We start from the raw sequence: 25,032 nt of genomic DNA, 5'->3' as shown, positions 1-25,032 counted from the left end.
AGATACTACGAAGCCCGATGCACCTAATGCAACATTAAATGCAGATGGCACGGTAGTAACGGGTAAAACTGAGCCAGGTGCAAAAGTTGAAGTTCGTGATGAAAATGGCAAATTAATTGGTTCAGGAAATGCAAACAGTCTCGGGGAGTTTGAAATCAACGTATCACCAGCAGTGACCGATGGTGAAACTGCCAAAGTGACAGCGAAGGATGCAGCAGGAAATACTTCTGATCCAACAACCGTGATTGGTGCAAAAGATACGATTAATCCTGAAATATCTATTGAAGATACAACTTTAACTCAGGATTCAATGCCTACATTTAAAGGTAAAACAGAAGTTGGCACTGACGTTAGCGTTGTTATCAGAGATAATAATGGAAAAATTGTTGATCAAGGCGATGCTAAGGTCATCGGTGATCAGTGGAGTTATCGTGCTGATAAAACCCTGATTGATGGAGAATACTCAGTTGAGGCCATTGCTACAGATGCTGCTGGTAATACCGGTCGTGCCACAGACACATCATTTACAATAGATGCTACAGCGCCAATTGTCACGATTGACGATTTTAAAGAACCTAATTTTACAGGTACAGTGAATGAAGATGCGAATCTTCAAGTCCAAGTACAAGATTCAAATGGCAAGGATATTCCTGGTACGACAACGGTAAAAGATGGTGCTTGGACATTTACTCCAGATTCACCTGTTGCCGAAGCTGATTATACAGTGACTGTGACTGCAACTGATGCTGCGGGTAATCAACAGATAGAAACTGGAACGGTTAATACCACTTTACCGACGGTCGATATTGATGATTTATTTGGTACATCGAATTTTGCTGCAGCATTTTCTCGTGTCAGCACATTAAGCGTGCCTGCAAACGTTCCGCAGACCAATCAAACGAAGCCAACATTCTCAGGAACTTCGACCAAAAGTGTAGAAGTGACGGTTTACCTGCGCGATGCCAATAATAAAGTTATCGATTCAGGACTAGCGAAACTCGACACCGCTACAGGTAAATGGACCTACACGCCAGCGAATGAATTGCTCGAAGGCTATTATGTACTTGAAGCTGTATCTAAAGATGCAGCCGGTAATATCAGTAGCCCAGCATCTAAAACCTTCGTGATTGATATCACTGATCCAGTAATTGAAATCCAAAATGCAGTACTCACCAGTGATGTAACTCCTGATGTAAAAGGCAAAACTGAAATTGGTTCTACCGTGACGGTTACAGTTAAAAAGCCGAACGGAGATGTTATCGAGACTGGTACCGCGACAGTGGATGCGAAAGGTGATTGGAGCTATAGCGTTAAGGCAAATTTAACGGATGGTGCATACCAAGTTACTGCTAATGCAAAAGACAAAGCTGGCAACATCAGTGATGATGTGAATACCCAAGTGACTGTGGATAGCACAGCACCAAAAGCGACGATTACGATTGCGGATAATGGCGATGTGAAAATCAGCTTCAGTGAAAAAGTGGTCGGTTTTGATGCAGACGATATACAAGTTTCTGGTGGCAAACTCAAAGACTTGGCACAACAAGCCGATGGTAGTTGGACTGCTCAAGTTGTGGCGAATGGCAACGACGGTAGTGCAGCGACCGTTAAACTCGATATTGCGGCAGGCAGTTATAGCGATGCGGCAGGCAATGCCGGTCAAGCAGCGACAGTTTCGCACAGCGTGGCAAGTATCGATAGCACAGCACCAAAAGCGACGATTACGATTGCCGATAATGGTGATGTGAAAATCAGCTTCAGTGAAAAAGTCGTTGGCTTTGATGCAGACGATGTTCAAGTTTCTGGTGGCAAACTCAACGACTTAGCACAACAAGCCGATGGTAGTTGGACTGCTAAAGTCGTGGCGAATGGCAACGATGGTAGTGCTGCGACCGTTAAACTCGATATTGCGGCAGGCAGTTATAGCGATGCGGCAGGCAATGCCGGTCAAGCAGCGACAGTTTCGCACAGCGTGGCAAGTATCGATAGCACAGCACCAAAAGCGACGATTACGATTGCCGATAATGGTGATGTGAAGATCAGCTTTAGTGAAAAAGTGGTCGGTTTTGATGCAGACGATGTACAGGTCACTGGCGGCAAACTCAAAGACTTGGCACAACAAGCCGATGGTAGTTGGACTGCTAAAGTCGTGGCAAATGGCAACGATGGTAGTGCAGCGACCGTGAAACTGGATATTGCGGCAGGCAGTTATAGCGATGCGGCAGGCAATGCTGGTCAAGCCGCAACAGCTTCACACAGCGTGGCAAGTATCGATAGTACAGCACCAAAAGCAACGATTAGCATTGCCGACAATGGAGATGTGAAGATCAGCTTCAGTGAAAAAGTGGTTGGCTTTGATGCAGACGATGTACAGGTCACAGGCGGCAAACTGACAGACTTAGCACAACAGGCTGATGGCAGTTGGACTGCTAAAGTCGTGGCGAATGGCAACGATGGTAGTGCAGCGACCGTGAAACTGGATATTGCTGCAGGCAGTTATAGCGATACAGCAGGTAATGCCGGTCAAGCAGCAACAGCTTCGCATAGCGTGGCAAGTGTCGATAATACAGCACCAACAATCACTATCGATGATCTAATCATTACAAATGATCAAACGCCAACGGTCAGCGGAGAAACCGAGCCGGGTGCATCGGTCTATGTATATATTAAAGACTTTGCAGGCGTGGTGAAATTTGAAGGCCAAGCAAGTGTATTTGCAGATGGCGCATGGACATTTACACCTCCTCGTAATTTAGATGATGGCGAATATACGGCTGTTGCGATTGCAACGGACAAAGCAGGTAACACAGCTGAAGCAAATGATCGATTTGAAATCGATACGACTCCGCCAACTGTTGATATTGATGATTTTGATTTCTTTGCAGCTCCAGCAGTGGCTCCACTCGCTACATTTGCTATGCGAGCGACGACGTTATCCACACCGTCTATTCCACAGACCAACAACAATAAACAGACCTTCTCGGGCACATCGAGCAAGAGTACTGAAGTTCAGATCAATATTTATGATGCTGAAAATAATTTATTGGATTCAGGCTTAGCGAAACTCGATACGGCAACAGGTAAGTGGACGTATACACCATCGGTTGCTTTACCTGAGGGATTATTAACCCTAGAAGCCATATCGAAAGATATCGCTGGTAATATCAGTGCGCCGTCAACGAAACAATTTATTGTTGATACTATTCCACCACTTATTGATATTCATGATGTTGGTGTTATTACAGATCCATCTCCAAGTTTTAGTGGAAAAACTGAAAAAGGCGTAACTGTTAGCGTAAGTGTGAAAGATCAACTCGGAAATGTTGTCGAAACAGGACAGGCACTTGTTGATGCTCAAGGAAACTGGAGTTACCAAGCAAAATCAAACCTGACAAATGGTCTCTATCATATTGAGGCGATTGCGAAAGATGCGGCTGGTAATTCAAGTCAAAAAGCAACGACAAGTACGACAATTGATAGTACTGCTGATGTCAGCATTGACGTTCAGGCAAATGCCGATGGTTCTGCAACGGTGACAGGTAAAACTGAACCGGGTGCAAAAGTTGAAATCACTACGCCAGATGGTCATACCTATCCTGCAAGTGTAGATGCCAACGGCCAGTTTACAGCAACGATTCCAACACCTGCTGCGGAAGGTACATATACTGCAACGGCAACGGATAATGCTGGAAATCAAGGTTCTGCAACGGCAGATCTAGATGACCAAATTGCACCGCAAATCGATGATCTAGAAGTTGATGCAAATGCCGATGGTTCTGCAACGGTGACAGGTAAAACTGAACCGGGTGCAAGCGTTGAAATCACTACGCCAGACAGTCAAACCTATCCTGCAAGTGTGGATGCCAACGGTCATTTCACAGCAACGATTCCAACCCCTGCCGCAGAAGGCACATATACCGCAACAGCAACTGATCAAGCAGGAAATCAAGGTTCTGCAACAGCAGATCTAGATGACCACGTTGCGCCGCAGATTACTGATCTAGAAGTCGATGCAAATGCCGATGGTTCTGCAACGGTGACAGGTAAAACTGAACCGGGTGCAAGTGTTGAAATCACCACGCCAGACGGTCAAACCTATCCTGCAAGCGTGGATGCCAACGGTCATTTCACAGCAACGATTCCAACCCCTGCCGCAGAAGGCACATATACCGCAACAGCAACTGATCAAGCAGGAAATCAAGGTTCTGCAACAGCAGATCTAGATGACCACGTTGCGCCGCAGATTACTGATCTAGAAGTCGATGCAAATGCCGATGGTTCTGCAACGATAACAGGTAAAACTGAACCGGGTGCAAAAGTTGAAATCACTACGCCAGACGGTCAAACCTATCCTGCAAGTGTAGATGCCAATGGTCAATTCACAGCAACGATTCCATCACCTGCTGCGGAAGGAACTTATACCGCTACAGCAACTGATAATGCTGGAAATCAAGGTTCTGCAACGGCAGATCTAGATGACCAACTTGCGCCGCAAATCGATGATTTTAAAGTCTTATCAAATCCAGATGGCTCTGCAACCATTACAGGTAAAACTGAATCAGGTGCGAAAGTTTCTATAGCTGATCCACAAGGCAAAAATATTGATGTCACTGTCGATGCCAATGGTCATTTCATCGCACAAGTTCCTGCAACAGCAGCAGAAGGCACATATACAGCGACTGCTACAGATCAAGCAGGAAATCAAGGTTCTGCATCAGATGATTTAATAGATGCAACTGTGCCGGTAATTCCAACTGCGGAAGTGAACCATAAAGATGGCTCTACTGTCTTTGGTAAAGCTCAACCGGGTTCAGAAGTGACGGTATATACATCTGATGCGAAGCAAAAGCTTGGGACGGCTGTAGCCGATGCAAATGGGACTTATAGCGTTCAACTTCAACCTGCTTTGGTGGATGGTGAGCAAGTAAAAGTCACGGCGAAAGATGTAGGCGGTGAATCACCAGTAATCACAGCGCAAGCTCCAGATCTATTTGCCCCTGATGCACCGACAGCGAAAGTCAATGCAACAGGATCTGCTGTGGAAGGCGTGACCGAAGCTTTTGCCATTGTTACCGTGTACGGTGGTAGCAAAGGCACAACCCCATTGGGTACAGCGACTGCGGATGCCAATGGTCATTATCAAATTGCACTTGTACCTGCACTTGTGGATGGCGAGCAAGTGAAAGTGACCGCAAAAGATGCAGGTGGCGAATCCTTAGCTACACCAGCATTGGCACCAGACTTGTACGCACCAGCAACACCATTTGCAACTTTAGATAGTCAAGGTGCTGTGGTCACAGGTCATGCTGAAGCGGGTTCAGATATCACTGTGTATGCCGCCGATGCTAAAACCATTCTAGGCACAGCAATTGCTGATCTTGAAGGCAATTTCAAAGTTGTCTTACAGCCAGCAGTGACAGATGGCCAGCGCATTTTAGTGACTGCGAAAGATGATGGTGGTGAGTCTGCACCTCAAGAATTAATCGCGCCAACTGTTAGCATTCATGCAGCAGATAATTTGGTTAATGCCAACATCAACTTTGAATATCCAGTTGAAGAAGTTCGTACCAATAAACTATTCAACGTTTTTGATCTGATTAATATTGGTTCAAAAGTACACACAGGTTACTTCTCTATCGGGGATCAAGAAGTTGGTGAGGCAACGATCAGTGTACATACAGGTTCATTGATCAACCTGTTTGATAAAGCAGAAATGCGACTATTTGTGAAAAATACCGATGGGAGCTGGAAGCTGATCGCGTCGAATAAAGACTATGGTTTATTAGATTTTATCGGCATCTTTGGCGAAGAAACGGCTGTACGCGCGAAAAACTTACAATCTGGTGAATATAAGTTTGAGTTTGTCGGCGGTTCGGCTATTGGCCTTGCAACATCGGTCAGTGCAAATCTATCGTTGAAAGTGTTTGATACTTCAGTAGAACCTGAAGTGAGCCATGTAGAAGAAGCAAAAGGAAATGTCATCACAGATCATGATGCACTTTATGGTCAAGATGCTGTTCCTGCAGGTTCAATCGTCAACAGTATCAATGGCCAATTGATCAATGGTACGACCACAGTCAAAGGGAACTATGGCACATTCACCATTCATCAAGATGGCTCGTATAGCTATAAACCGAAAGCTGATGTCACAGCGATTGGTAAGGCAGAAGTGTTTAGCTATTCCGTGGTTGATCCAGTTTCGGGCAAAGCAAGTAGTGCTGACCTGATAATTCACATTGGAACGCAAAGCGATTTGGCATTGAATTGGAATGCAGCGGAGCCAAAAGATCATGCAAGTACAGTTGTTGCTACTAACAATGTTGACATGATCGGTTTTGATGCATCGAATACCGTATCTACAGGTCAATCAAATTCAATTAGCTACAGTTGGTCGATTGGATTTGGTGGGACGAAAGCAGGTTCGACCAAAATCACCGTTGCAGACGGTACGGTAGAGAACATCAAAGTTGACTTTGGTTCTTCACAACTGGTTTCATTACTGGGTAATACCACGATTAACGTCTACGACGAAAAAGGTAAATTAGTTGCGACTTCGGGAGCTTCAACAGTAGTGGATGTTATTGGTCTACTACCAAATGGTAATTCTGTCACGGTCACTGGATTGAAAGCAGGAACCTATACGATTCAAGCCGTAACCAATAAAGGCATAAGCTTGGGCGGCAGTGTATCGGCGGTCATTTCACGGAGCATTATTGACCTTGATAGCTTTACCGTAAAATTTGCTGCGAATGCTGCAACCACAGGCAATTTATTAACCGATAATGATGGATTTGGTGTTGATACTGTCGCTTCAAAATATACAGATTTGTATGTGTCTAAAGATGGTGGCTTAACCTTTACCCAAGTGAGTTCGACGGGTACAACCATTACGGCGAAATATGGCGAAATGGTGGTGAAATCAGATGGTAGTTACACCTATACCCTTAAAGATATGAATCTTGCCTCAGGTGCAGCAGAACAGTTTACGTATAAACTGGTTGCACCAAACGGTGATATTTCAGCGGCAACATTGACCATTAAAGCAGGTGTGAACTTCACAGGAAGTGTCGGTAACGATGAAATCACCAGTACTGCGGGCAATGATCAATTCACCACCAAAGCGGGCATTGATACGGTTATTTATAAAGTATTGGATCAAGCAGATGCAACGGGTGGCAATGGACATGATACTTGGAATGACTTTAATGCGTCTGAAGGCGATAAAGTGAATATCAAAGCCTTGTTACAAGGTCAAAATGCCAATCAGTCGAATATTGATCAGTTTGTTTCGGTGAAATCTGATGGCAAGGGCAACACCGTGATCAGCATTGATCGTGATGGAACAGGGTCTAAATTTGGCGATAAAGTTGAATTACTCACTTTGAAAAATACCGATGTGACTTTGCAAGACTTAATCGATCACAACCAATTACTGTACTAATCTGTCAAAATTAAGTATTAATCAAAGAGAACCTTCGGGTTCTCTTTTTTTATGTGGCTCAAAGGAGATCAGATGAAGCAGAGTGATGAATTGGCAACGCAAATTTTGTCGGTCATTCAATTGATACCGCTGGCGAAGATTGCCACTTATGGACAAATTGCCAAATTAGCGGGTTTACCGAAGCATGCACGACTGGTTGGCTATGTACTTAAGCATCTAGATGCAACATCAACGATCCCATGGCATCGGGTGGTCAATGCTCAGGGAAAAATCAGCACGCAGCGTTGCAATGAAAAAGGTGAAAATATCCAGCAGTTGAAGCTGGCAGCCGAAAATGTCTTTGTGGTGAATGGACGCATCTCATTGAAACAATATCAATGGTTAGCTTAAAAAATCCTTGCCTTAAACTTAGAAATTTATTTTTATTATTGATGACGCAGTCAATAAAAAAAGCCCTCTAGGATCAGAAGGCTTTTTATTTCACGCTATAAATCTAATGGCTTATTTGCGCACAACCAAAACAGGAATGTCTGAAGCACCCAGTATGCTTTGAGCTACGCTGCCCAAGAAGAATTTTTTGATCCCTGTACGGCCATGTGAACCAATGATAATCAAGTCCGCATGTGTTTCTTCTGCAGCTTTAACCAGTTCTGTATGCACCACTTGACCTTCAAGTAGGCGAGTTTCAACAGTGACACCTTCAGTTGAAAATTTCGCTTTTGCTTCTTCAAGTGTATTTAAAATCGATGCACGAGCACGTTCAATTAAATCATTGGTTTGTGCTGCTGAAATATACTCTGCAGCAATATATGGATCGAGCGTCAGTACTTGAACCACAGTAATTTTACTGCCAAAAGTTTTTGCAAACTCGACAGCTTTAGCCACCGCAGCATAAGAAGTTTCTGAACCGTCCACTGGAACTAAAATATTATTTAAAGCCATCTTATTTCTCCTTATCTGATCAATTGAATTTGGATGGAAAAACCTGAAAAAAAGCGCTATTACATTGATCATAGTTTCATCATACGCTTTTTTATTTTGGAATAAAACCAAGTAAATTCATAAGGATGTTGTGAGTATTGCGATAAAAAGTTTGTAAAAATATGGACTTGTTTTCACCTCGCTTTGCGATAGCAAAAATGCTCAATAATGTAAGCAGCTATGTCTAGATTGTAAGACAATTTGGTGCTGAAAAAATTGAGTCTAGATGCATGAACCCAACGGTGTGAATTGATTAATCACACTGTTTCTCTTGCTCTGTAAGGGTAATATGCAAAGCCTGTTGCTCAAGCAAGTTTAATTTATGTAAAGCGTCTTCTGGGAAGATCTGTTTTTGCAGTCGTTGAATTTGTCGCGCTGATAAATGCTGATTGGCACAATACATCGCAGCTTCATTGGTGCGGGCAACGCTGACTAATTTCTCCTGATCATTGAAGTCGAGACGAATGATTGGTTGCTGTGCTCGGCTAAGTTGAGCCATGCTGCGTTTTTGTTGCATGCTTAATAAGGGCTGTTTATTAATCCAAGTCGCCACATCACGTCGCACGCCATTGTAGTCAACAAAAATAGGCGAGACGATTTGGCAGCCCGTTAATGTCATGACAGCAAGGCTGAGGGTCAGACAGGTTTTTTTTATCGAATTGAATTGCATGATAAAACTCTAATTTTTAATCAAAAAATATAGTAATTAGGGCTAAAAATAGCATGATTTGCTTAAATAGTAACATCTTGAACTTTGCTTGTTTAAACTCTGAACAATTGCAAACAAAAATGCTTGACGATAATGTGTGAAATCTAGATAATGCCACCACAGTTTACGGCTATGTAGCTCAGTTGGTTAGAGCACCGCACTCATAATGCGGGGGTCACAAGTTCAAGTCTCGTCATAGCCACCATTTTTATAGACCAAGCTCTCAGCTTGGTCTCTTTTTTTGTGCCTAGAAAAAGTCAAATAAATTGAAATAATTACAGCACTAATAAAATGATCTATTCACGATGTCTATGTAGAAATAAAAGAGAACTCAAATCTTTAATATTTGAATTGATAGCTTAACTTTTAATAGGAACATCTCAGTTATTGTGTACTTTTACTGCTGCGTATTTTGCGCCTATAAAAAAGCCCAGTTCTATAACTGGGCTTTTTTGATTTGAATCAAGTAATTAGATACCCGGTTTCCAACCATTCACGATCGGATAGCGACGTTCACGGCTAAATGCACGTGAGCTGATACGTGGACCGATCGCGCCTTGGCGACGTTTGTATTCGTTTAGATCAACCAAACGGATGACTTTTTTCACAACTTCAGCATCAAAACCTTTGGTAATGATGTCATCTTGGCTCATGTCTTCTTCGATATACGCATACAAGATGGCATCCAATACTTCGTATTCAGGTAATGAGTCTTGGTCTTTCTGATCTGGACGAAGTTCCGCAGAAGGTGGGCGAGTAATTACACGTTCAGGAATCACTGGTGTTTCTGAAATGCTGTTACGGTATTTTGCTAGTTCAAATACAATCGTTTTATAGACGTCTTTAAGAACCGCAAAGCCACCGACCATGTCACCGTACAATGTGCAGTAGCCAACAGATAATTCAGACTTGTTACCTGTAGAAAGGACTAAATTGCCGAACTTGTTCGATAAGGCCATTAACAATGTACCGCGAGAACGCGCTTGTAAGTTTTCTTCAGTCGCATCGGTCGGTGCATCACCAAAGAATGGGAACAAGGTTTGCATAAAACCATTCACAATTGGATTGATTTCGGCAATACCAAAAGTCACGCCCATATTCTTGGCTTGTTCAGCCGCATCTTCAACACTGATTTGCGCAGTATAAGTATATGGCATCATGACCGCTTGAACTTTATCGGCACCAATTGCATCGGCAGCAATCGCTAAAGTTAATGCTGAGTCAATACCACCAGATAGACCTAAAATCACACCTGGGAAGCCTGAACGTTGTACGTAGTCACGTGTTGCGATCACAAGGCTTTGATAGATTTCAGCCATGGTATTTAATACAGGGGTGATTGCACCTGTTTTAAAGGCTTTTTGTTCGGCATCGTATTCTGCGATATATAGATCTTCAACAAAACTCGGTGCTTGCAATGCAACTTCACCTGAATTGTTCATTACAAAGCTTGTGCCATCAAAGACAAGATCGTCTTGACCGCCGACTTGGTTGCAGTAAACCAAATTGATGTTCAATTGTTTGGTCAATGCAGCCATTGTTTCAATGCGATGCTGTGGTTTACCAACTTCATAAGGTGAAGCATTCAACACCAAAGCGGTTTCAACATTTAACTGAGCAAGCTGTTGAACAGTTGGTAAAGCCCAAACATCTTCGCAAATCAATACACCAAACTTATGACCTAAATATTCAAAGACTAGGTGTTGATGACCTTCACTGAAATAACGTTTTTCATCAAAAACGCTATAGTTTGGAAGATTTTGTTTATTGTAAATCCCGAGAACTTGACCATTTTTCATGACAGCAGCAGAGTTATAGCGCTGACCATCTTCAGTTTGATTCACAAAACCAAAGACTAAAACGATGTCCTTAATGCTCGCTAATTGTTCAAAAGCTTGCTGTGTACGTTTATTTAAACTTGGACGTAATAATAAATCTTCAGCAGGATAACCAACTGTAGAAAGTTCCGGAAAAACAATAATATCTGCGTTCTGTTCTTTTGCAGCATTGGCTTGTTTAAGCATTTTTGCTGCGTTTGATTCTAGGTTACCAATATGCGGAGAGAACTGAGCAAGTGCAATTTTAAAACTATTCATTCCAACTAAATCCTATTCCTATAGGTGAATACACTTAACACACTGATTTGTATTATTGTGATTATTCAGCGAGTGTATTTAGATACGAAAAATACTGCCGAAAGGCGAAAACAAAACACCATCATCGTATGATAATTCACTTGTTTTGATGCAAAGCAAAAAAATAAGGTGAGCCTATTTTATCTGAATTTAAGCGAGATACTAGAGGTATTCATAGCTTTTAAAAGCCTAGCTGAGCTTATGTGCCATAAAGTAAATATTAATGCTGTTTTTTTGTACTTAAAATGGCGTCAATGGATTAGCAATAGCGTGAAATGGAATGATCAGGTGGTATTTAATTATATCTAAAAATATTCGCTACAGAGCATGGACGCTTTAGAGCTCAATTTGATGAACAAGTTCAGGATATAAAATAATATTTTTAATTCGCTTTAAATAGATGTCACGTGCAATGTCACCTTGTTGCTCAATGTTGTAGTCAAAAAATGCCTTGTGTGCTTTGAGGGTATAGCGGTAAGGATTATATTTTTTAAAACTAAAGAAATACGCCATCTGCAAAATAGCACCCCGCCCCAAAACATTGATCTGCTGCTGGTATTGATAAACATGGGCCATCTCATGAATAAACAGGGCACGATATCCTAAAGACGCTTTGGCATAGTCCGCTTTAAACAGTAAATTTCGTGCATGAATATACCCCTGCGGCGCCATGACCACATGTGCCGATTGCCAAGGCAAAAAAGGGTGATTCATCACTTTCACTTGTTCATATTGAATCAAATCCCCAAACACACTGCGACACATGGATATTTCACCTGCCGTGAGTGATCGATATTTAAAACCTTCAAGTTTTAGCAGCCGAATGAGTGTGGGAAAGAAAGGCAACATGATGAAAAGTGATTATTGTTCCTAAGGGATGTGTAGTTTTACTATAACCTGAAAATATAATATCACGCTGTTGCGCTGTATTTAAAAAGCGATATTTTTGCATCTGCTACAGCGAAAAATCGGTCAGGGCGTTACAATTTAGTTTTCGGTCAAACAGATAGTCAGATGCAAGCACGGATCAATACTTTAATTTCTGAAATTAGCAAAAATATGTATGAACGTGAGCAGATTATTGCTTTGAGTTTGTTGGCTGGTGTTGCGGGCATGAATACCTTTTTATATGGTTTGCCCGGCACAGCAAAAAGTTTGATTTCACGTCGAATCGCTTCTGCTTTTGAAGTCCATGACTATTTTGAATATTTGATGAATCGTTTCAGTACGCCGGAAGAAATTTTTGGACCGGTATCGATCAAAGCCTTAAAAGAAGATCAATACATTCGTAAAACAGAACATTATTTACCACGGGCAGATTTTGCATTTTTAGATGAAATTTGGAAAGCCAGCCCTGCGATTTTAAATACTTTACTGACCTTGGTGAATGAGCGGAGTTTTAAAAATGGTGACATTGTCCAAAAAGTTCCATTGAATGTTTTGGTCAGTGCATCGAATGAAATTCCCGAACCAAATCAAGGTCTAGATGCCTTGTATGATCGTTTTATTTTGCGCTTAGAAGTGCCGCCGATTGCTGTTGCAGAAAACTTTCATGCACTATTACAGGCCAAGCCGAGTCAAGTCAGTGTTGAAGTCGATGCGACCTTAAAAATAAAAAAAGCCGAGTTGCAAGATTGGCGGGAACAGATATATCAGGTGGAATTACCCGCTTCGATTTTAAATCTGTTTGATCAACTTAAAACTCGACTCAACCATAACTTTGAAGATCACGTGGTCTATGTCTCTGACCGTCGTTGGCAACGTGTGGCTTATTTAGTCAAAGCCTGTGCATTTTTAAATGATCGTCCATCAGTGATTTTGAGTGATCTATTAATTTTAAAACATTGCTTATGGAATCAGCCTGAAGACATTGCTTTTGTTTCGCAGCAGATAGATGAAGTATTGGCTGAAAATGGCTTAAATTACGGTTTGCAATTCGAACAACATGTGGCAGAGAAGGATGCACTTGAACAGCGGGTGCTCAATCATTTTTATTATACCGATGATGTGTATGAGAGTTATTTAATTCATGGCACTGATTACTTGCGTGCAGTGACCAATCTAGATCGACACTATAAAGATAAACTGTTGTATCTCGAACTGGATAAAATGGATACGAAAAAGGACTTCTTTGCCTTAGATGATACTGGTGAAGAAGTGCGTGGCATTGTATGTAATTTTAATGGTTCAAGAGTATGTACGTTAAAAGGTGGTTATTACGGCTTAGAAGAAGTGGTGACGCCGTATATAAAACATACCAAAGGTAGTCCACGCAGCTCTCTTTCAGCACAAAGCCAATATGAGCTGTTACACGAAGTTCAACAGCTCAAAGCACTGTTTCAAACAGAATTGGATCTGTTGACGGAACGCTTTAACAGTCAAAAACATCAGTTTAAATCGGTCTTTGTCACTGAACAGGATATTCAACAATTAATTCAATCTATTGAGCAGCAATTGGCGAGATATCAGTTGCAGTTACAAGATTGTGAGCGCTTGGAACAGTTATGTCGCAATTAAAACTGACACGACATCAAACTCAATCGGCACTCGATGAATTAAGTTCACAACTATATGATGAATTAAAACAATCCAGTTTAAAACATTGGTTGGAAGATCATAAAGTTGCAAAAAAGCTCGATCAAAAAATTCAGGAATGGGCCTTTCAGGCAAAGTCGAGTTTAGATCAGCAGCATCCCTATGCAATGGCGCGGCAGCAATTGGAACATTGGCTTGCGATAAAGCATTGGGAACAGGGCGATTTTGTTCAATTCCACACTGAATATGCCGCCTTCATGCAAACCTTGGGGATTCCAGAATTCACTGAAATGTGGCAACAGAGCCAACAGCCATTGCTGACCAAGCAGCAGCGTCAATTACAAATAGAGCTATTCAAAGGTAAATGGCAGCGCAAATTGACTGAAGCTATTGCGCATTGGGAGTTTGAGCAACTCCGTTTACAACGAGATGCCTTTTTAGATGAAATCAAAGATTTTCTCGCGACATTGTCGAAAATGGTCAAGCACCATGACAGTGTCGGGTTTGAAACCGGGATTTTTCTGGACTATTCCAAAGGGCAATTAACTGAGCATGATGTACAGAACTTTGAGCAATGGGCGAATTATCTCGAGCAAGATCGGGCGCTTAAACGTTTATGTCAAATGATCGGAAGCGCACAGCCGAATATGCCACGTAAGCGGATTTCTGCTCAGTTAGAACAAGAGCCACAGCAGCTTATTCACACCCCGATGGCGCAAGAGGAAATTACTGGAATTAAATTGGCACAAGAACTCAGTATGGCTTTACCTAGCGAGTTGGCGCTGTTAGCCGATCCAGACTTGCAGGTTTTATTTGATTTGAAATATTTAGAATCTAACCTGATGAGTTTTAATCGACAAGGTCAGCAACAGGGACGGGTGATCGAAGACCAACGCCATACGCAGCGTCGAGTCGGACAAAAAGGCCCGATGATTGTTTGCTTAGATACCAGTGGCTCAATGAATGGACAACCTGAACTGATTTCCAAAGCGATTTGTCTATATTTATCCATTCGAGCGTTAAAAGAAAAGCGAGCGATGTATTTGGTAAATTTCTCGACCAATTTAACCGCGCTGAATTTACAACATAATAGTGCTTTGGATGATGTCATTCACTTTTTAGGGCAGTCATTTCATGGGGGAACAGATATTATCCCTGCGATGAATCATGCCCTGGACATGCTGAAACAACCGAATTTTGTACATGCCGATGTGGTAGTGATTTCCGACTTTATTATGGGTCAACTGACTGAAGAACTCATGCAAGAGATCATACATTTTAAGCAGCAGGGCAATGGATTCTATGCTGTGGCTATCGGTAATTTTAAACTGGATCATTTAGACGACAGCCTGTTTGATCATCAATGGGTCTATCAATCTGCGACTGGCGAAGTGCAAAAAATCTAATAATCGTCCCTCACAAAAAATACGCCATGACCTTTAATGACAAGCTTTTGAGCCATACAACACCGATGTTTTAAAGATTGTCTGACAAAGAAAATATTTGAGCATTTTTGCAAATCGAGAGGTCGGTTTTGCTAATGGCCTAGTGATCTATCTCACTTAATTTGATCCTCAATCTATGTGTTTTTACTTCAATCGACATGAAGTCAATGAAGGGGAAACACCCAAATTGAGAGCAAAATCATGAGCGCTTTTCAACCGATAAAAAAAACTTTAGCACGCGTATTTGCAGGCCCTGTCTTTGACCCAACAAAACAGTCTGCCGTTGTTCCTATTCGTCATATGAAATTTGATTTTGAACCAGAAAAAATTGATCCAAAATTTTATATGAATGCAGAATTGGCCAGTGCCTATTTTGCATCTTTATCTATTTTCTTAACCCGTGGCGAAGATTTGGTGATTGATACTGCTCGATATCATCGCGACTTTATTCAAGATCCTGTATTAAGACAACGTGTCACGTCGTTGATTGGGCAAGAGGTTATTCATTCACGTATGCATGAAGAAATGAATGAAGCGTATCGCGCAAGAAATCTGCCTGTGCAATTTTTTAGAAAGTTAGAACACTACGTCTTTGCCTATGGTTTTGAACGTATGCCACAGCCAATGAAATTATCTTTAATGGCGGCAATTGAGCATTTCACCGCAGTGCTTGCGGAATACATGATGAATCATGAAGAAATTTTCTTTAGTTCAATTGATGAAAAGCAACGCGCCATTTGGATGTGGCATATGTTGGAAGAGTCAGAACACAAAGACATTGCCTATGATGTTTATCAAGAATTATCAGGTAATTATGCCTTACGTATTGCTGGTTTTTTCCCTGCATTAATTACCATTTTGGGTTTGATTTCAATTGGTGCTTCGATTGTCCCTTTCTACAGAAAACCGTCGAATTTGATTAGCCTAAGTTACTGGAAGGATGTTCCGCGCAGTTTCCAGCTGATTTTTGGGTTAAAAGATGGTGTTTATGGCAGCAGCCTCGGGCATATTTTTGACTATCTACGACCAAGTTTTCACCCGAATGATCATGACACTTCTGCATTTCTTGAATATTACAAAAAGCGTTTGCTGAACCCTGTTGATGGCGTGTTAACACCTTATTTTGTCAAAGAATTTACCCCAGCATTAAAACGATAAAAGGACACAACCATGGGTCTATTTGGAAAAAAGGATAAGCCAAGTGAAAATGCCTACGCGGTGGTTACTGGTGCAGGCAGTGGTATAGGAAGAAGCTTTGCTTTGGAGTTGGCACGTCGTGGTGGGACAGTGGTCTGTGCCGATATTCATCTAGAAGCAGCGCAAGAAACGGTGGATCAAATTCAATCCATGACCTCATCAAATGCTTATGCGGTGCAGTGTGATGTAGGTAAAGCTGAAGAAGTAAAAGCATTGTCAGAGCAAGCTGAGCAGTTGATGGGACATGCTGTGACCTTGGTGATCAACAATGCAGGCGTCGGGCTGGGTGGTAAATTTGATGAGCTGAGTTTAGATGACTGGCAGTGGTGTATGCATGTCAATTTGTGGGGTGTGGTGCATGGCTGCCATTATTTTGTACCCAAGCTGAAGCAAAATAAGCAGGGCGGCGCGATTATTAATGTTGCTTCTGCTGCAGCATATACTGCTGCACCAGAAATGACAGCATATAACGTGACGAAGTCGAGTGTGTTGGCATTGTCTGAAACTTTATCGGCAGAGCTGCGATCGGCAAATATCCGTGTGAATGTACTGTGCCCAACCTTGGTGCCGACCAATATTATGAAAAATGGACGCTTGCCCAATCGCTATTCAGGCTTGGCTGATCAATTGCTGATGAATCATGCATTTACGACGAGTCACGATGTGGTCAATTTGACCTTGAATAATTTAGATGTAGGGAAGTTGTACACCATTCCGCAACCTGATGCCAAATTATTTTGGTGGTTAAAGCGTTTATCCCCGCAAACCTATACCCGCTTATTGGGGGTGGGTTATCCCATATTTAACAACTATATTAAAAAGTCGGGAGCAAAAGCATGAACATGCCGACACAATTACATGACGAAGATGTAAAAGCCTTGGATCAAGAGAAAACTCAAACTAAAAAGCCAACAAGCAATAAAACCAATGCGCGACGTTCTGCATCGTCTTCTGCAAAAGCTAAAAAAGCGGAACAAAACCAATCAGGGCAAACCGAGTCAGAACCAAGTCAGAACCAAGTCTAGAAAAACCAGTTCGTGTCTACGATACCATTGTGATTGGTGCAGGGATATCAGGTTTAGCCGCAGTTCATCAAATGAATGAACGAGGGTATACCGATTATGTAGTTTTAGAAAAAGCCAATCGCGTGGGAGGAACATGGCGCGACAACACTTATCCAGGCTGTGGATGTGATGTTCCTTCGGCTTTATATTCGTTTTCATTTGCGCCGAGTCATAAATGGAGTCATTTATTTGCCAAGCAACCTGAGATTCTGAACTATTTAGAAGATGTTGCGGAGCAGCATGCGCTGTATCGCAACATTCAGTTCAACTGTGAATTAATTGCAGCGGAATGGAATGAGCAATTAAAGCAATGGCAATTAGAGACGAGCAAAGGTAAATATGCGGCGAGAACGGTGATTTTTTCCACTGGGCCGATTACTGAACCTCAAATTCCAAAAATTAAAGGTATTGAAAGCTTTGAAGGTGAAATGTTCCATTCTGCGCGATGGAACCATGCCTATGACTTAAAAGATAAACGTATTGCAGTAATTGGTACGGGAGCATCTGCGATTCAGTTTATTCCTCAGATTCAACCTATTGCCAAAAATGTGGTGGTGTTTCAACGGACCGCACCATGGGTATTACCAAAAGCAGATTTACCACTGAATGACCGTGCAAAAGGCGTGATTACCCGCTTTCCGAGCGTTCAGGAAACTTGGCGAAAAAGTGTGGCCGGTATATTAAATAGTATTAATTTAGGCCTGCGTAATCCTTCACTATTAGAGCCTGTGAATTATTTGGGTCGTCAGTTGTTAAAAACACAAATTCAAGATGCTGAATTACGTGAAAAAGTTACACCAAACTTTTCTATTGGTTGTAAGCGTCTTTTATTTGCCAATAACTATTATCCTGCTTTGCAGCAAGCCAATGTTGAACTTGTGCCACATGGTTTAGTGGAAATAGAAGGTAATACTGTCATCGCTGCAAATGGTGAACGTCATGAAGTCAATGTCATTATTAGGGCACAGGTTTTGAAGTTTCTCATCCGCCGATTGGACAACGTGTAAAAAATGCCAATGGGGCGTTATTGTCAGAACTTTGGAAAAATAGTTCTCCTGAAGCGTTTTTGGGTACCAGTATTGCGCAAGTACCCAACGCCTTCTTGGTGCTCGGGCCAAATATTTTGGTTTATGACCCATTCATTGGGATTGTAGAAGCACAGGTTGGGTATATCGTTGATGCTTTGGTAAAAATGAAACAAGAGAAGATACAACGGCTTGAAATTAAGCCAAATGTATTGGCCTATCACAATGCAAAAGTACAGACACATTTACAGACTACAGTCTTTAATAGTGGCGGCTGTAAGAGCTATTACTTAGATGCCAATGGACGCAATTTTGTAGCTTGGCCGTGGTCACTGAAACAGTTAAAGCAGCGTCTTAAACAGGTGGACTTGACAGACTATGAGTCGGTTGCTTAGAGAAGGTTGCTTAATAAAAGTTACTTAACTTAATAAGCTAAAATAAAGCATCATCAATATTTAAACCTTTTGTTTACAGCCTAATTTCTACGTGGAATTAGGCTTTTTTATGACGATATCTGATGAAGCAGTGTGAGATTTTCTAGAAAATGGCGATTTAAAATACACTCAGCAATAAACAGCATACTTTATAACTTGTGAGACATCGTTTTATCTAATGATTGAGTTGAAAAATCAGTCAGATGGGGCTGTTTTAAAGTGCAAAATAAATCTAGCTGCATAAAAAAACCGCCCCAAAGGGACGGTTTTTAGATTCGCACAATTCTTTCGAATTAACGACCTTGGATATCGCGTTGAGTTTCGCCAGTGTAAAGCTGACGAGGACGACCGATTTTGTAAGGTGCGCTGTGCATTTCTAACCAGTGGCTGATCCAACCAACAGTACGTGCAAGAGCGAAGATTACTGTAAACATTTCTGTTGGGATACCAATCGCTTTAAGGATGATACCTGAGTAGAAGTCTACGTTAGGGTATAGGTTACGTTTGATGAAGTATTCGTCAGAAAGCGCAATACGTTCAAGTTCCATAGCCAAAGCAAGTTGTGGATCGTTGATACCAAGTGCAGTTAACACTTCGTCACAAGTCTCTTTCATTACTTTCGCACGTGGATCGAAGTTTTTGTAAACTCGGTGACCGAAGCCCATAAGTTTAACTTCTTTAGTTTTCACTTTTTCCATGAACGGAGCAACGTTTTCTACAGTGCCGATTTCATCAAGCATCTTAAGAACAGCTTCGTTCGCGCCGCCATGAGCAGGTCCCCATAGAGCCGCGATACCCGCAGCGATACATGCGTATGGGTTAGCGCCAGTAGAACCAGCAAGACGTACTGTAGAAGTAGACGCGTTTTGTTCGTGGTCAGCATGAAGCGTGAAGATACGGTCCATTGCTTTAGCAAGAATAGGGTCAACTTTGTAATCACGGTCTGCAGGAGTAGCAAACATCATGTACAAGAAGTTTTCTGCGTAGCTTAAGTCGTTACGTGGGTAAACGAATGGTTGGCCTACTGTGTATTTGTAAGTCCAAGCAGCTAAAGTAGGAACTTTAGCGATTAAGCGAATAGCAGTGATTTCGCGGTGGTCAATGTTTTCAACATCGAAACCGTTGTGATAGAACGCAGAAAGCGCACCAACAACACCACACATGATCGCCATAGGGTGAGCGTCACGACGGAAACCATTGAAGAAACGGCCAACTTGATCGTGAACCATAGTGTGGTTACGAACTTTAGCATCGAATTCTTGTTTTTGTTCAGCAGTAGGAAGCTCGCCGTTCAAAAGAAGGTAGCAAGTTTCTAAGTAGTCTGCTTTAGTAGCAAGCTGGTCGATTGGGTAGCCACGGTGTAGAAGAACACCTTTACCGCCGTCAATGAAAGTGATTTTAGATTCACAAGCAGCCGTTGAGACAAAACCAGGATCAAAAGTAAAGTGACCTGCGGCCAACACATCTTTAACGTCAATTACATCTGGGCCTAGAGTGCCACTGTAAATTGGTAAGTCAATTTCTTTGCCATCAAGCTGTAAAACGGCTTTTTTGCCAGTTGCTTCAGACATTCAATAGATCTCCTGTCCTGGTGAATGTTTTATCTGACTCAGTACTAATCTTTTAATGCGAGAATCAGACAGATCAAAAATTTGCTCTAAGATTAGAGGGAACTGAAATTTTGTCAATTATACTTATGGATATAAATTGAGGATCATTCCTTGGAATGAAGCACAATTCATCCGCTTAAAAAATGAGTAAAATCACAGTGCCGACGCAGTATAATAAGTCAAATTGCAGGGGAGGTGCAGATTAAAAAAAGCCTATTGCCTTAATTGTAAGCAATTTTTAATTCTTAAAAACTCTGAAACAAATATGAATTACAAGACCGCTATTTCATTAAATTATTATAATTTTCGTAACTTACACACATCTGTGGCTCTAAATTGCTGTTTTCTTATTCATAATTAAAACGACTTAATCGCCCTTAAAAAAAAGTTCGTTTGGTTAAAAAATAGTTAATTAAACGCCTTTAAAAGCTTAATAAATGATCATTTTTGTCATTTGAAAGGTAAAAAATGGCGTTTTATTAAACAGATTTGCTGTTGCTGAGATTTTTATGCACAGACTAAGTTCTTATTTCGTTTCATGATCTTTGAGTTTTATCATTTGAGAAAATGATGCACATTTATTTTTATGATTATGGCTTGGCGAATGTGTTGGAAGATTTTAAAATGTAGTGGGAAAAGAAAGATTTAGATTTGTTCATCTTTAGTCTAAAAGTTTAAATCGCTATATACACACAAAAACAATAAGTTAAATTTACATTTAACTGATTAAAACCAACAAGATAGTCTGATTTTCTTAGATAAATAAGGTATTTGTTTTTAGAAAAGTTATTATTAATGATTCTTATTTAAGGATATTTTGCAAAATTCCTAATTGTCTTCGTTTGTGTTTTGAAAGTTCACGTTTTATAATTCCCCGTCGTTTATAAGATCAGACAGCTGCAGAGTTTATTATATTGTAATGTCTGACTATGCTAGCTTTCCTACGAATTAATTCCAACAAACTCCGGATGGAGTTTTTACTTACAGGATGCCCGCTGTGAAAAGCAACAGACCTGTCAATTTGTCCATGGGTCAAGTTTTAGACGTAAACTTAAAATCCCCTGTGGCTATTGCATCAATTTTACACCGTCTATCAGGTGTTATCGTATTTTTACTCGTACCGGTCCTTCTTTGGATTTTAGACAAATCTCTATCTTCACCTGAAGGTTTTGCGCAAGTTCAAGCTGTGTTTGATAGCTTTATTGTGCGTTTTGTCGTATGGGTATTTGTAGCCGGCTTAATTTATCACCTTATCGGTGGTATCAAGCATCTATTTGCAGATCTTGGCGTTGCTGAAGAACTTCAAAGTGGTCGTATCGCAGCTACTATTTCATTGATCTTGTCTGCAATCGGTATTGTTGCAGCATTTGTATGGATTGTTCTCTAATGAAAAGTGCTACAGGTTTAACAGGATCAGGTTCACGCGATTGGTTTATCCAACGTGTAAGTGCCGTTGTATTGGCTGTTTATACTATTGTTGTACTGGGCTGGATCCTTTGCAATAGCGGATTCACTTTTGAGCAATGGTATGGCTTTATGATGACAACACCAATGAAGATTTTATCTTTATTGTCTGTCTTATCTCTTGTTGCGCATGCTTGGATTGGTATGTGGCAAGTATTCACTGACTATGTGACTACTCGTCAAATGGGTCCTTCAGCAAACGGTCTGCGTTTAGTGCTGACTTCTGCAGTGATTGTTGCAGTATTTGCATACGCGATCTGGGCGATCCAGATTTTTTGGGCAAATTGATAGGAAGATATCATGGGCGCTATAACCCCTAAAGAAGATTACACAAATATTCCACACCAAACTTTCGATGCAGTCATCGTTGGTGGTGGTGGTTCAGGTATGCGTGCTTCTTACCAACTTGCTCAAGCTGGTTTGAAAGTTGCTGTACTGACTAAAGTATTCCCAACTCGTTCGCACACTGTTGCAGCGCAGGGTGGTATTGGTGCATCTCTTGGTAACATGCAAGAAGATAACTGGCACTACCACTTCTACGACACAGTTAAAGGTTCTGACTGGTTAGGTGACCAAGACGCAATTGAGTTCATGACTCGTGAAGCGCCTCAAGTTGTATATGAACTTGAACACTTAGGCATGCCATTTGACCGTAACGCTGACGGTACAATTTACCAACGTCCGTTTGGTGGTCATGCTGCGAACTATGGTGAAAAGCCAGTTCCACGTGCATGTGCTGCTGCCGACCGTACAGGTCACGCACTTCTTCACACGCTTTATCAAAGCAACGTGAAAATGGGTACTCAATTCTTCGTAGAATGGATCGCACTTGATTTGATCCGTAACGAAGCAGGCGATGTACTTGGTGTGACAGCAATTGACCAAGAAACGGGTAAAATTGCAGTATTCCAAGGTAAAGCTACATTGTTTGCTACTGGTGGTGCTGGTCGAGTTTACCGTGCATCTACTAACGCTTATATCAACACTGGTGACGGTCTTGGTATGGCAGCTCGTGCAGGTATTCCATTACAAGATATGGAATTCTGGCAATTCCACCCAACAGGTGTTGCGGGCGCAGGCGTATTGTTGACAGAAGGTTGTCGTGGTGAAGGTGCGATCCTTCGTAACGATGCTGGTGAGCCGTTCATGGAACGTTATGCTCCGACACTTAAAGACTTGGCACCTCGTGACTTCGTATCACGCTCTATGGACCAAGAAATTAAAGAAGGTCGTGGCTGTGGTCCTAAGAAAGACTACATCTTGCTTGATATGACGCATCTTGGTGCTGAAACAATCATGAAACGTCTTCCATCTGTATTCGAGATTGGTAAGAAATTCGCGAACGTTGACATCACTAAAGAGCCAATTCCTGTAGTACCTACAATCCATTACCAAATGGGTGGTATTCCTACAAACATTCATGGTCAAGTGGTTGTTCCTGTTTCTCGTGAAACTGAAGCTTTGGTTGCGAACTACAACAAAGAAACTGATGTGTACTCACACAACGCGGGCGACCGTGATTTCACTAAACCAGTGAAAGGTTTTTATGCAATCGGTGAATGTTCATGTGTATCTGTACATGGTGCAAACCGTCTAGGTACAAACTCATTGCTTGACTTGGTTGTATTTGGTAAAGCTGCTGGTGAACATATTGTTGACTACGTAACTAAACACCATGGTGATGAATACGCTCCATTACCTACAACTGTTCTTGAAAACACTTTGAATCGTGTTCGTCATCTTGATGAATCTACTTCTGGTGAAAATGCTCAAGAAGTTGCTGATGCAATCCGTGACATCGTTCAAGACCATGCTGGTGTATTCCGTACATCTGCACTTCTTGAAGAAGGTGTGAAACAGATTCTTGCGATCGAACCACGTGTACGCAACATTCACTTGAAAGACAAATCTAAAGTATTTAACACAGCACGTGTTGAAGCTCTAGAAGTTGAAAACTTGTATGAAGTTGCAAAAGCGACATTAATTTCTGCAGCTGCACGTAAAGAATGTCGTGGTGCGCATACAGTGGTAGATTTCGAATTACCACCTGATCATGCTGACTACCCATACGGCCGTCGTGATGATGAGTGGATGAAACACACTTTATGGTTCTCTGTAGATAACCGTCTTGAGTACAAACCAGTACGTTACAAGCCTTTATCTGTAGATGCTATTCCACCTAAACCACGTACATTCTAATTGGGAGAAGTAAGATGAGTAGAGGTACTCGTACATTTAATATCTACCGCTACGATCCTGATAAGGATGCAGCTCCGTACATGCAAACTTTTAAACTAGAGTTGACTGACAAGCACCGTATGTTGCTTGATGCGCTTCTAGCATTAAAAGTACAAGACGAATCATTAACATTCCGTCGTTCATGTCGTGAAGGTATTTGTGGTTCTGATGGTGTAAACATCAATGGTAAAAATGGTTTAGCGTGTCTTTGGAACCTAAACGACTTACCAGAAGTGATTACAATTCGTCCACTTCCAGGTCTTCCAGTTATTAAAGACTTGGTTGTAGATATGAATCAGTTCTACGATCAGTACAACAAAATCCATCCGTTCCTAATCAACAATCAGCCTGCGCCTCCTAAAGAGCGTTTGCAGTCTCCTGAAGAGCGTGAACATTTAGATGGTTTGTACGAATGTATTCTTTGTGCATGTTGTTCAACTTCATGTCCATCATTCTGGTGGAACCCAGACAAGTTCTTGGGTCCTTCAGCATTGTTGAACGCATATCGCTTCATCATTGACTCTCGTGATACAGCAACTCAAGAGCGTTTGGCTCGTCTTGACGACCCATTCTCATTGTTCCGTTGTAAAGGTATCATGAACTGTGTATCTGTATGTCCTAAGGGTCTTAACCCAACTAAAGCAATCGGTCACATCCGTAATATGCTTTTAGATCTTGGTTAATAGATTTAGCAGTAAAAAAAAGCGCACCATTGGGTGCGCTTTTTTTGTCATATATAAAAATGATGATAGTG

The 25,032-nt window shown here is 41.6% G+C and carries 16 protein-coding genes, 1 tRNA gene and 1 pseudogene; 13 read left to right on the top strand and 5 right to left on the bottom strand.

The window, feature by feature from the left end:
• Together FTU64_RS07655 and FTU64_RS07650 are read left to right on the top strand one after the other, a co-directional pair.
• Positions 1-7,441, top strand: a 7,441-nt coding sequence (locus FTU64_RS07655) for a BapA/Bap/LapF family large adhesin (RefSeq protein WP_180059505.1), incomplete at its 5' end; no start/stop codon positions are given.
• 72 nt (positions 7,442-7,513) lie between these two features.
• Positions 7,514-7,831, top strand: coding sequence for an MGMT family protein (locus FTU64_RS07650; RefSeq protein ID WP_180055818.1), 318 nt, complete (start codon positions 7,514-7,516; stop codon positions 7,829-7,831).
• 111 nt (positions 7,832-7,942) lie between these two features.
• On the opposite strand, the gene FTU64_RS07645 is transcribed toward FTU64_RS07650, so the two are convergent.
• Positions 7,943-8,383 (bottom strand): universal stress protein, encoded by a 441-nt coding sequence (locus FTU64_RS07645; protein ID WP_180041863.1) that lies wholly within the window; start codon positions 8,381-8,383, stop codon positions 7,943-7,945.
• Between the two features lie 292 nt (positions 8,384-8,675).
• Complete coding sequence (locus FTU64_RS07640) at positions 8,676-9,092, bottom strand: hypothetical protein (protein ID WP_218950851.1); 417 nt, start codon at positions 9,090-9,092, stop codon at positions 8,676-8,678.
• 167 nt (positions 9,093-9,259) lie between these two features.
• Between FTU64_RS07640 and FTU64_RS07635 the strand changes: the two genes are divergently transcribed.
• Positions 9,260-9,336: transfer RNA gene (locus tag FTU64_RS07635), tRNA-Met, on the top strand.
• A gap of 265 nt (positions 9,337-9,601) precedes the next feature.
• Here FTU64_RS07635 and FTU64_RS07630 read toward each other — a convergent pair.
• The gene (locus FTU64_RS07630) at positions 9,602-11,227 is read right to left on the bottom strand and encodes an NAD+ synthase (protein ID WP_180059504.1); all 1,626 of its coding nucleotides are present in this window, start codon (positions 11,225-11,227) and stop codon (positions 9,602-9,604) included.
• 375 nt (positions 11,228-11,602) lie between these two features.
• The gene (locus FTU64_RS07625) at positions 11,603-12,118 is read right to left on the bottom strand and encodes a hypothetical protein (protein ID WP_180041865.1); all 516 of its coding nucleotides are present in this window, start codon (positions 12,116-12,118) and stop codon (positions 11,603-11,605) included.
• A gap of 162 nt (positions 12,119-12,280) precedes the next feature.
• On the opposite strand from FTU64_RS07625, the gene FTU64_RS07620 reads away from it, so the two are divergent.
• The 6 genes and pseudogenes from FTU64_RS07620 (at position 12,281) to FTU64_RS07595 (ending at position 18,927) form a co-directional block, all read left to right on the top strand.
• On the top strand, positions 12,281-13,783 hold the full coding sequence (locus FTU64_RS07620) for an AAA family ATPase (RefSeq protein ID WP_180059503.1): 1,503 nt from the start codon (positions 12,281-12,283) through the stop codon (positions 13,781-13,783).
• Complete coding sequence (locus tag FTU64_RS07615) at positions 13,771-15,207, top strand: VWA domain-containing protein (RefSeq protein WP_180059502.1); 1,437 nt, start codon at positions 13,771-13,773, stop codon at positions 15,205-15,207. Before FTU64_RS07620 ends, FTU64_RS07615 begins: the two co-directional genes overlap by 13 nt.
• Before the next feature lie 240 nt (positions 15,208-15,447).
• On the top strand, positions 15,448-16,404 hold the full coding sequence (locus FTU64_RS07610) for a metal-dependent hydrolase (protein ID WP_180055813.1): 957 nt from the start codon (positions 15,448-15,450) through the stop codon (positions 16,402-16,404).
• A gap of 12 nt (positions 16,405-16,416) precedes the next feature.
• Positions 16,417-17,283, top strand: a complete 867-nt coding sequence (locus FTU64_RS07605) for an SDR family NAD(P)-dependent oxidoreductase (RefSeq protein WP_180055812.1) — start codon at positions 16,417-16,419, stop codon at positions 17,281-17,283.
• Positions 17,280-17,468, top strand: coding sequence for a hypothetical protein (locus FTU64_RS16340; RefSeq protein WP_180055811.1), 189 nt, complete (start codon positions 17,280-17,282; stop codon positions 17,466-17,468). The genes FTU64_RS07605 and FTU64_RS16340 overlap by 4 nt, the downstream gene beginning before the upstream one ends.
• Positions 17,426-18,927, top strand: a pseudogene (locus tag FTU64_RS07595) (flavin-containing monooxygenase). The gene FTU64_RS16340 and the pseudogene FTU64_RS07595 overlap by 43 nt, the downstream one beginning before the upstream one ends.
• A 332-nt stretch (positions 18,928-19,259) precedes the next feature.
• Here FTU64_RS07595 and gltA read toward each other — a convergent pair.
• On the bottom strand, positions 19,260-20,537 hold the full coding sequence (gene gltA / locus FTU64_RS07590; protein WP_078189909.1) for a citrate synthase: 1,278 nt from the start codon (positions 20,535-20,537) through the stop codon (positions 19,260-19,262).
• Between the two features lie 1,027 nt (positions 20,538-21,564).
• On the opposite strand from gltA, the gene sdhC reads away from it, so the two are divergent.
• The 4 genes from sdhC to FTU64_RS07570 are packed head-to-tail and all read left to right on the top strand — an operon-like array spanning position 21,565 to position 24,961.
• A complete protein-coding gene (gene sdhC, locus FTU64_RS07585) occupies positions 21,565-21,963 on the top strand; it encodes a succinate dehydrogenase, cytochrome b556 subunit (protein ID WP_078192993.1) in 399 nt (132 codons plus the stop codon).
• Positions 21,963-22,328, top strand: a complete 366-nt coding sequence (sdhD, locus tag FTU64_RS07580) for a succinate dehydrogenase, hydrophobic membrane anchor protein (RefSeq protein WP_078189907.1) — start codon at positions 21,963-21,965, stop codon at positions 22,326-22,328. The genes sdhC and sdhD overlap by 1 nt, the downstream gene beginning before the upstream one ends.
• A gap of 12 nt (positions 22,329-22,340) precedes the next feature.
• Complete coding sequence (locus tag FTU64_RS07575) at positions 22,341-24,239, top strand: FAD-binding protein (protein WP_078189906.1); 1,899 nt, start codon at positions 22,341-22,343, stop codon at positions 24,237-24,239.
• 14 nt (positions 24,240-24,253) lie between these two features.
• Entirely contained in the window at positions 24,254-24,961 is a 708-nt protein-coding gene (locus FTU64_RS07570; RefSeq protein WP_078189905.1) for a succinate dehydrogenase iron-sulfur subunit, read from the top strand.
• Positions 24,962-25,032 lie beyond the last annotated feature (71 nt).

Origin of the sequence: Acinetobacter sp. YH12128, assembly GCF_013418655.1 — a bacterium.
Taxonomy (GTDB): domain Bacteria; phylum Pseudomonadota; class Gammaproteobacteria; order Pseudomonadales; family Moraxellaceae; genus Acinetobacter; species Acinetobacter amyesii.
Note: the sequence above shows the minus strand (reverse complement) of the source record. Positions and strands in the feature narration are given on the sequence as shown.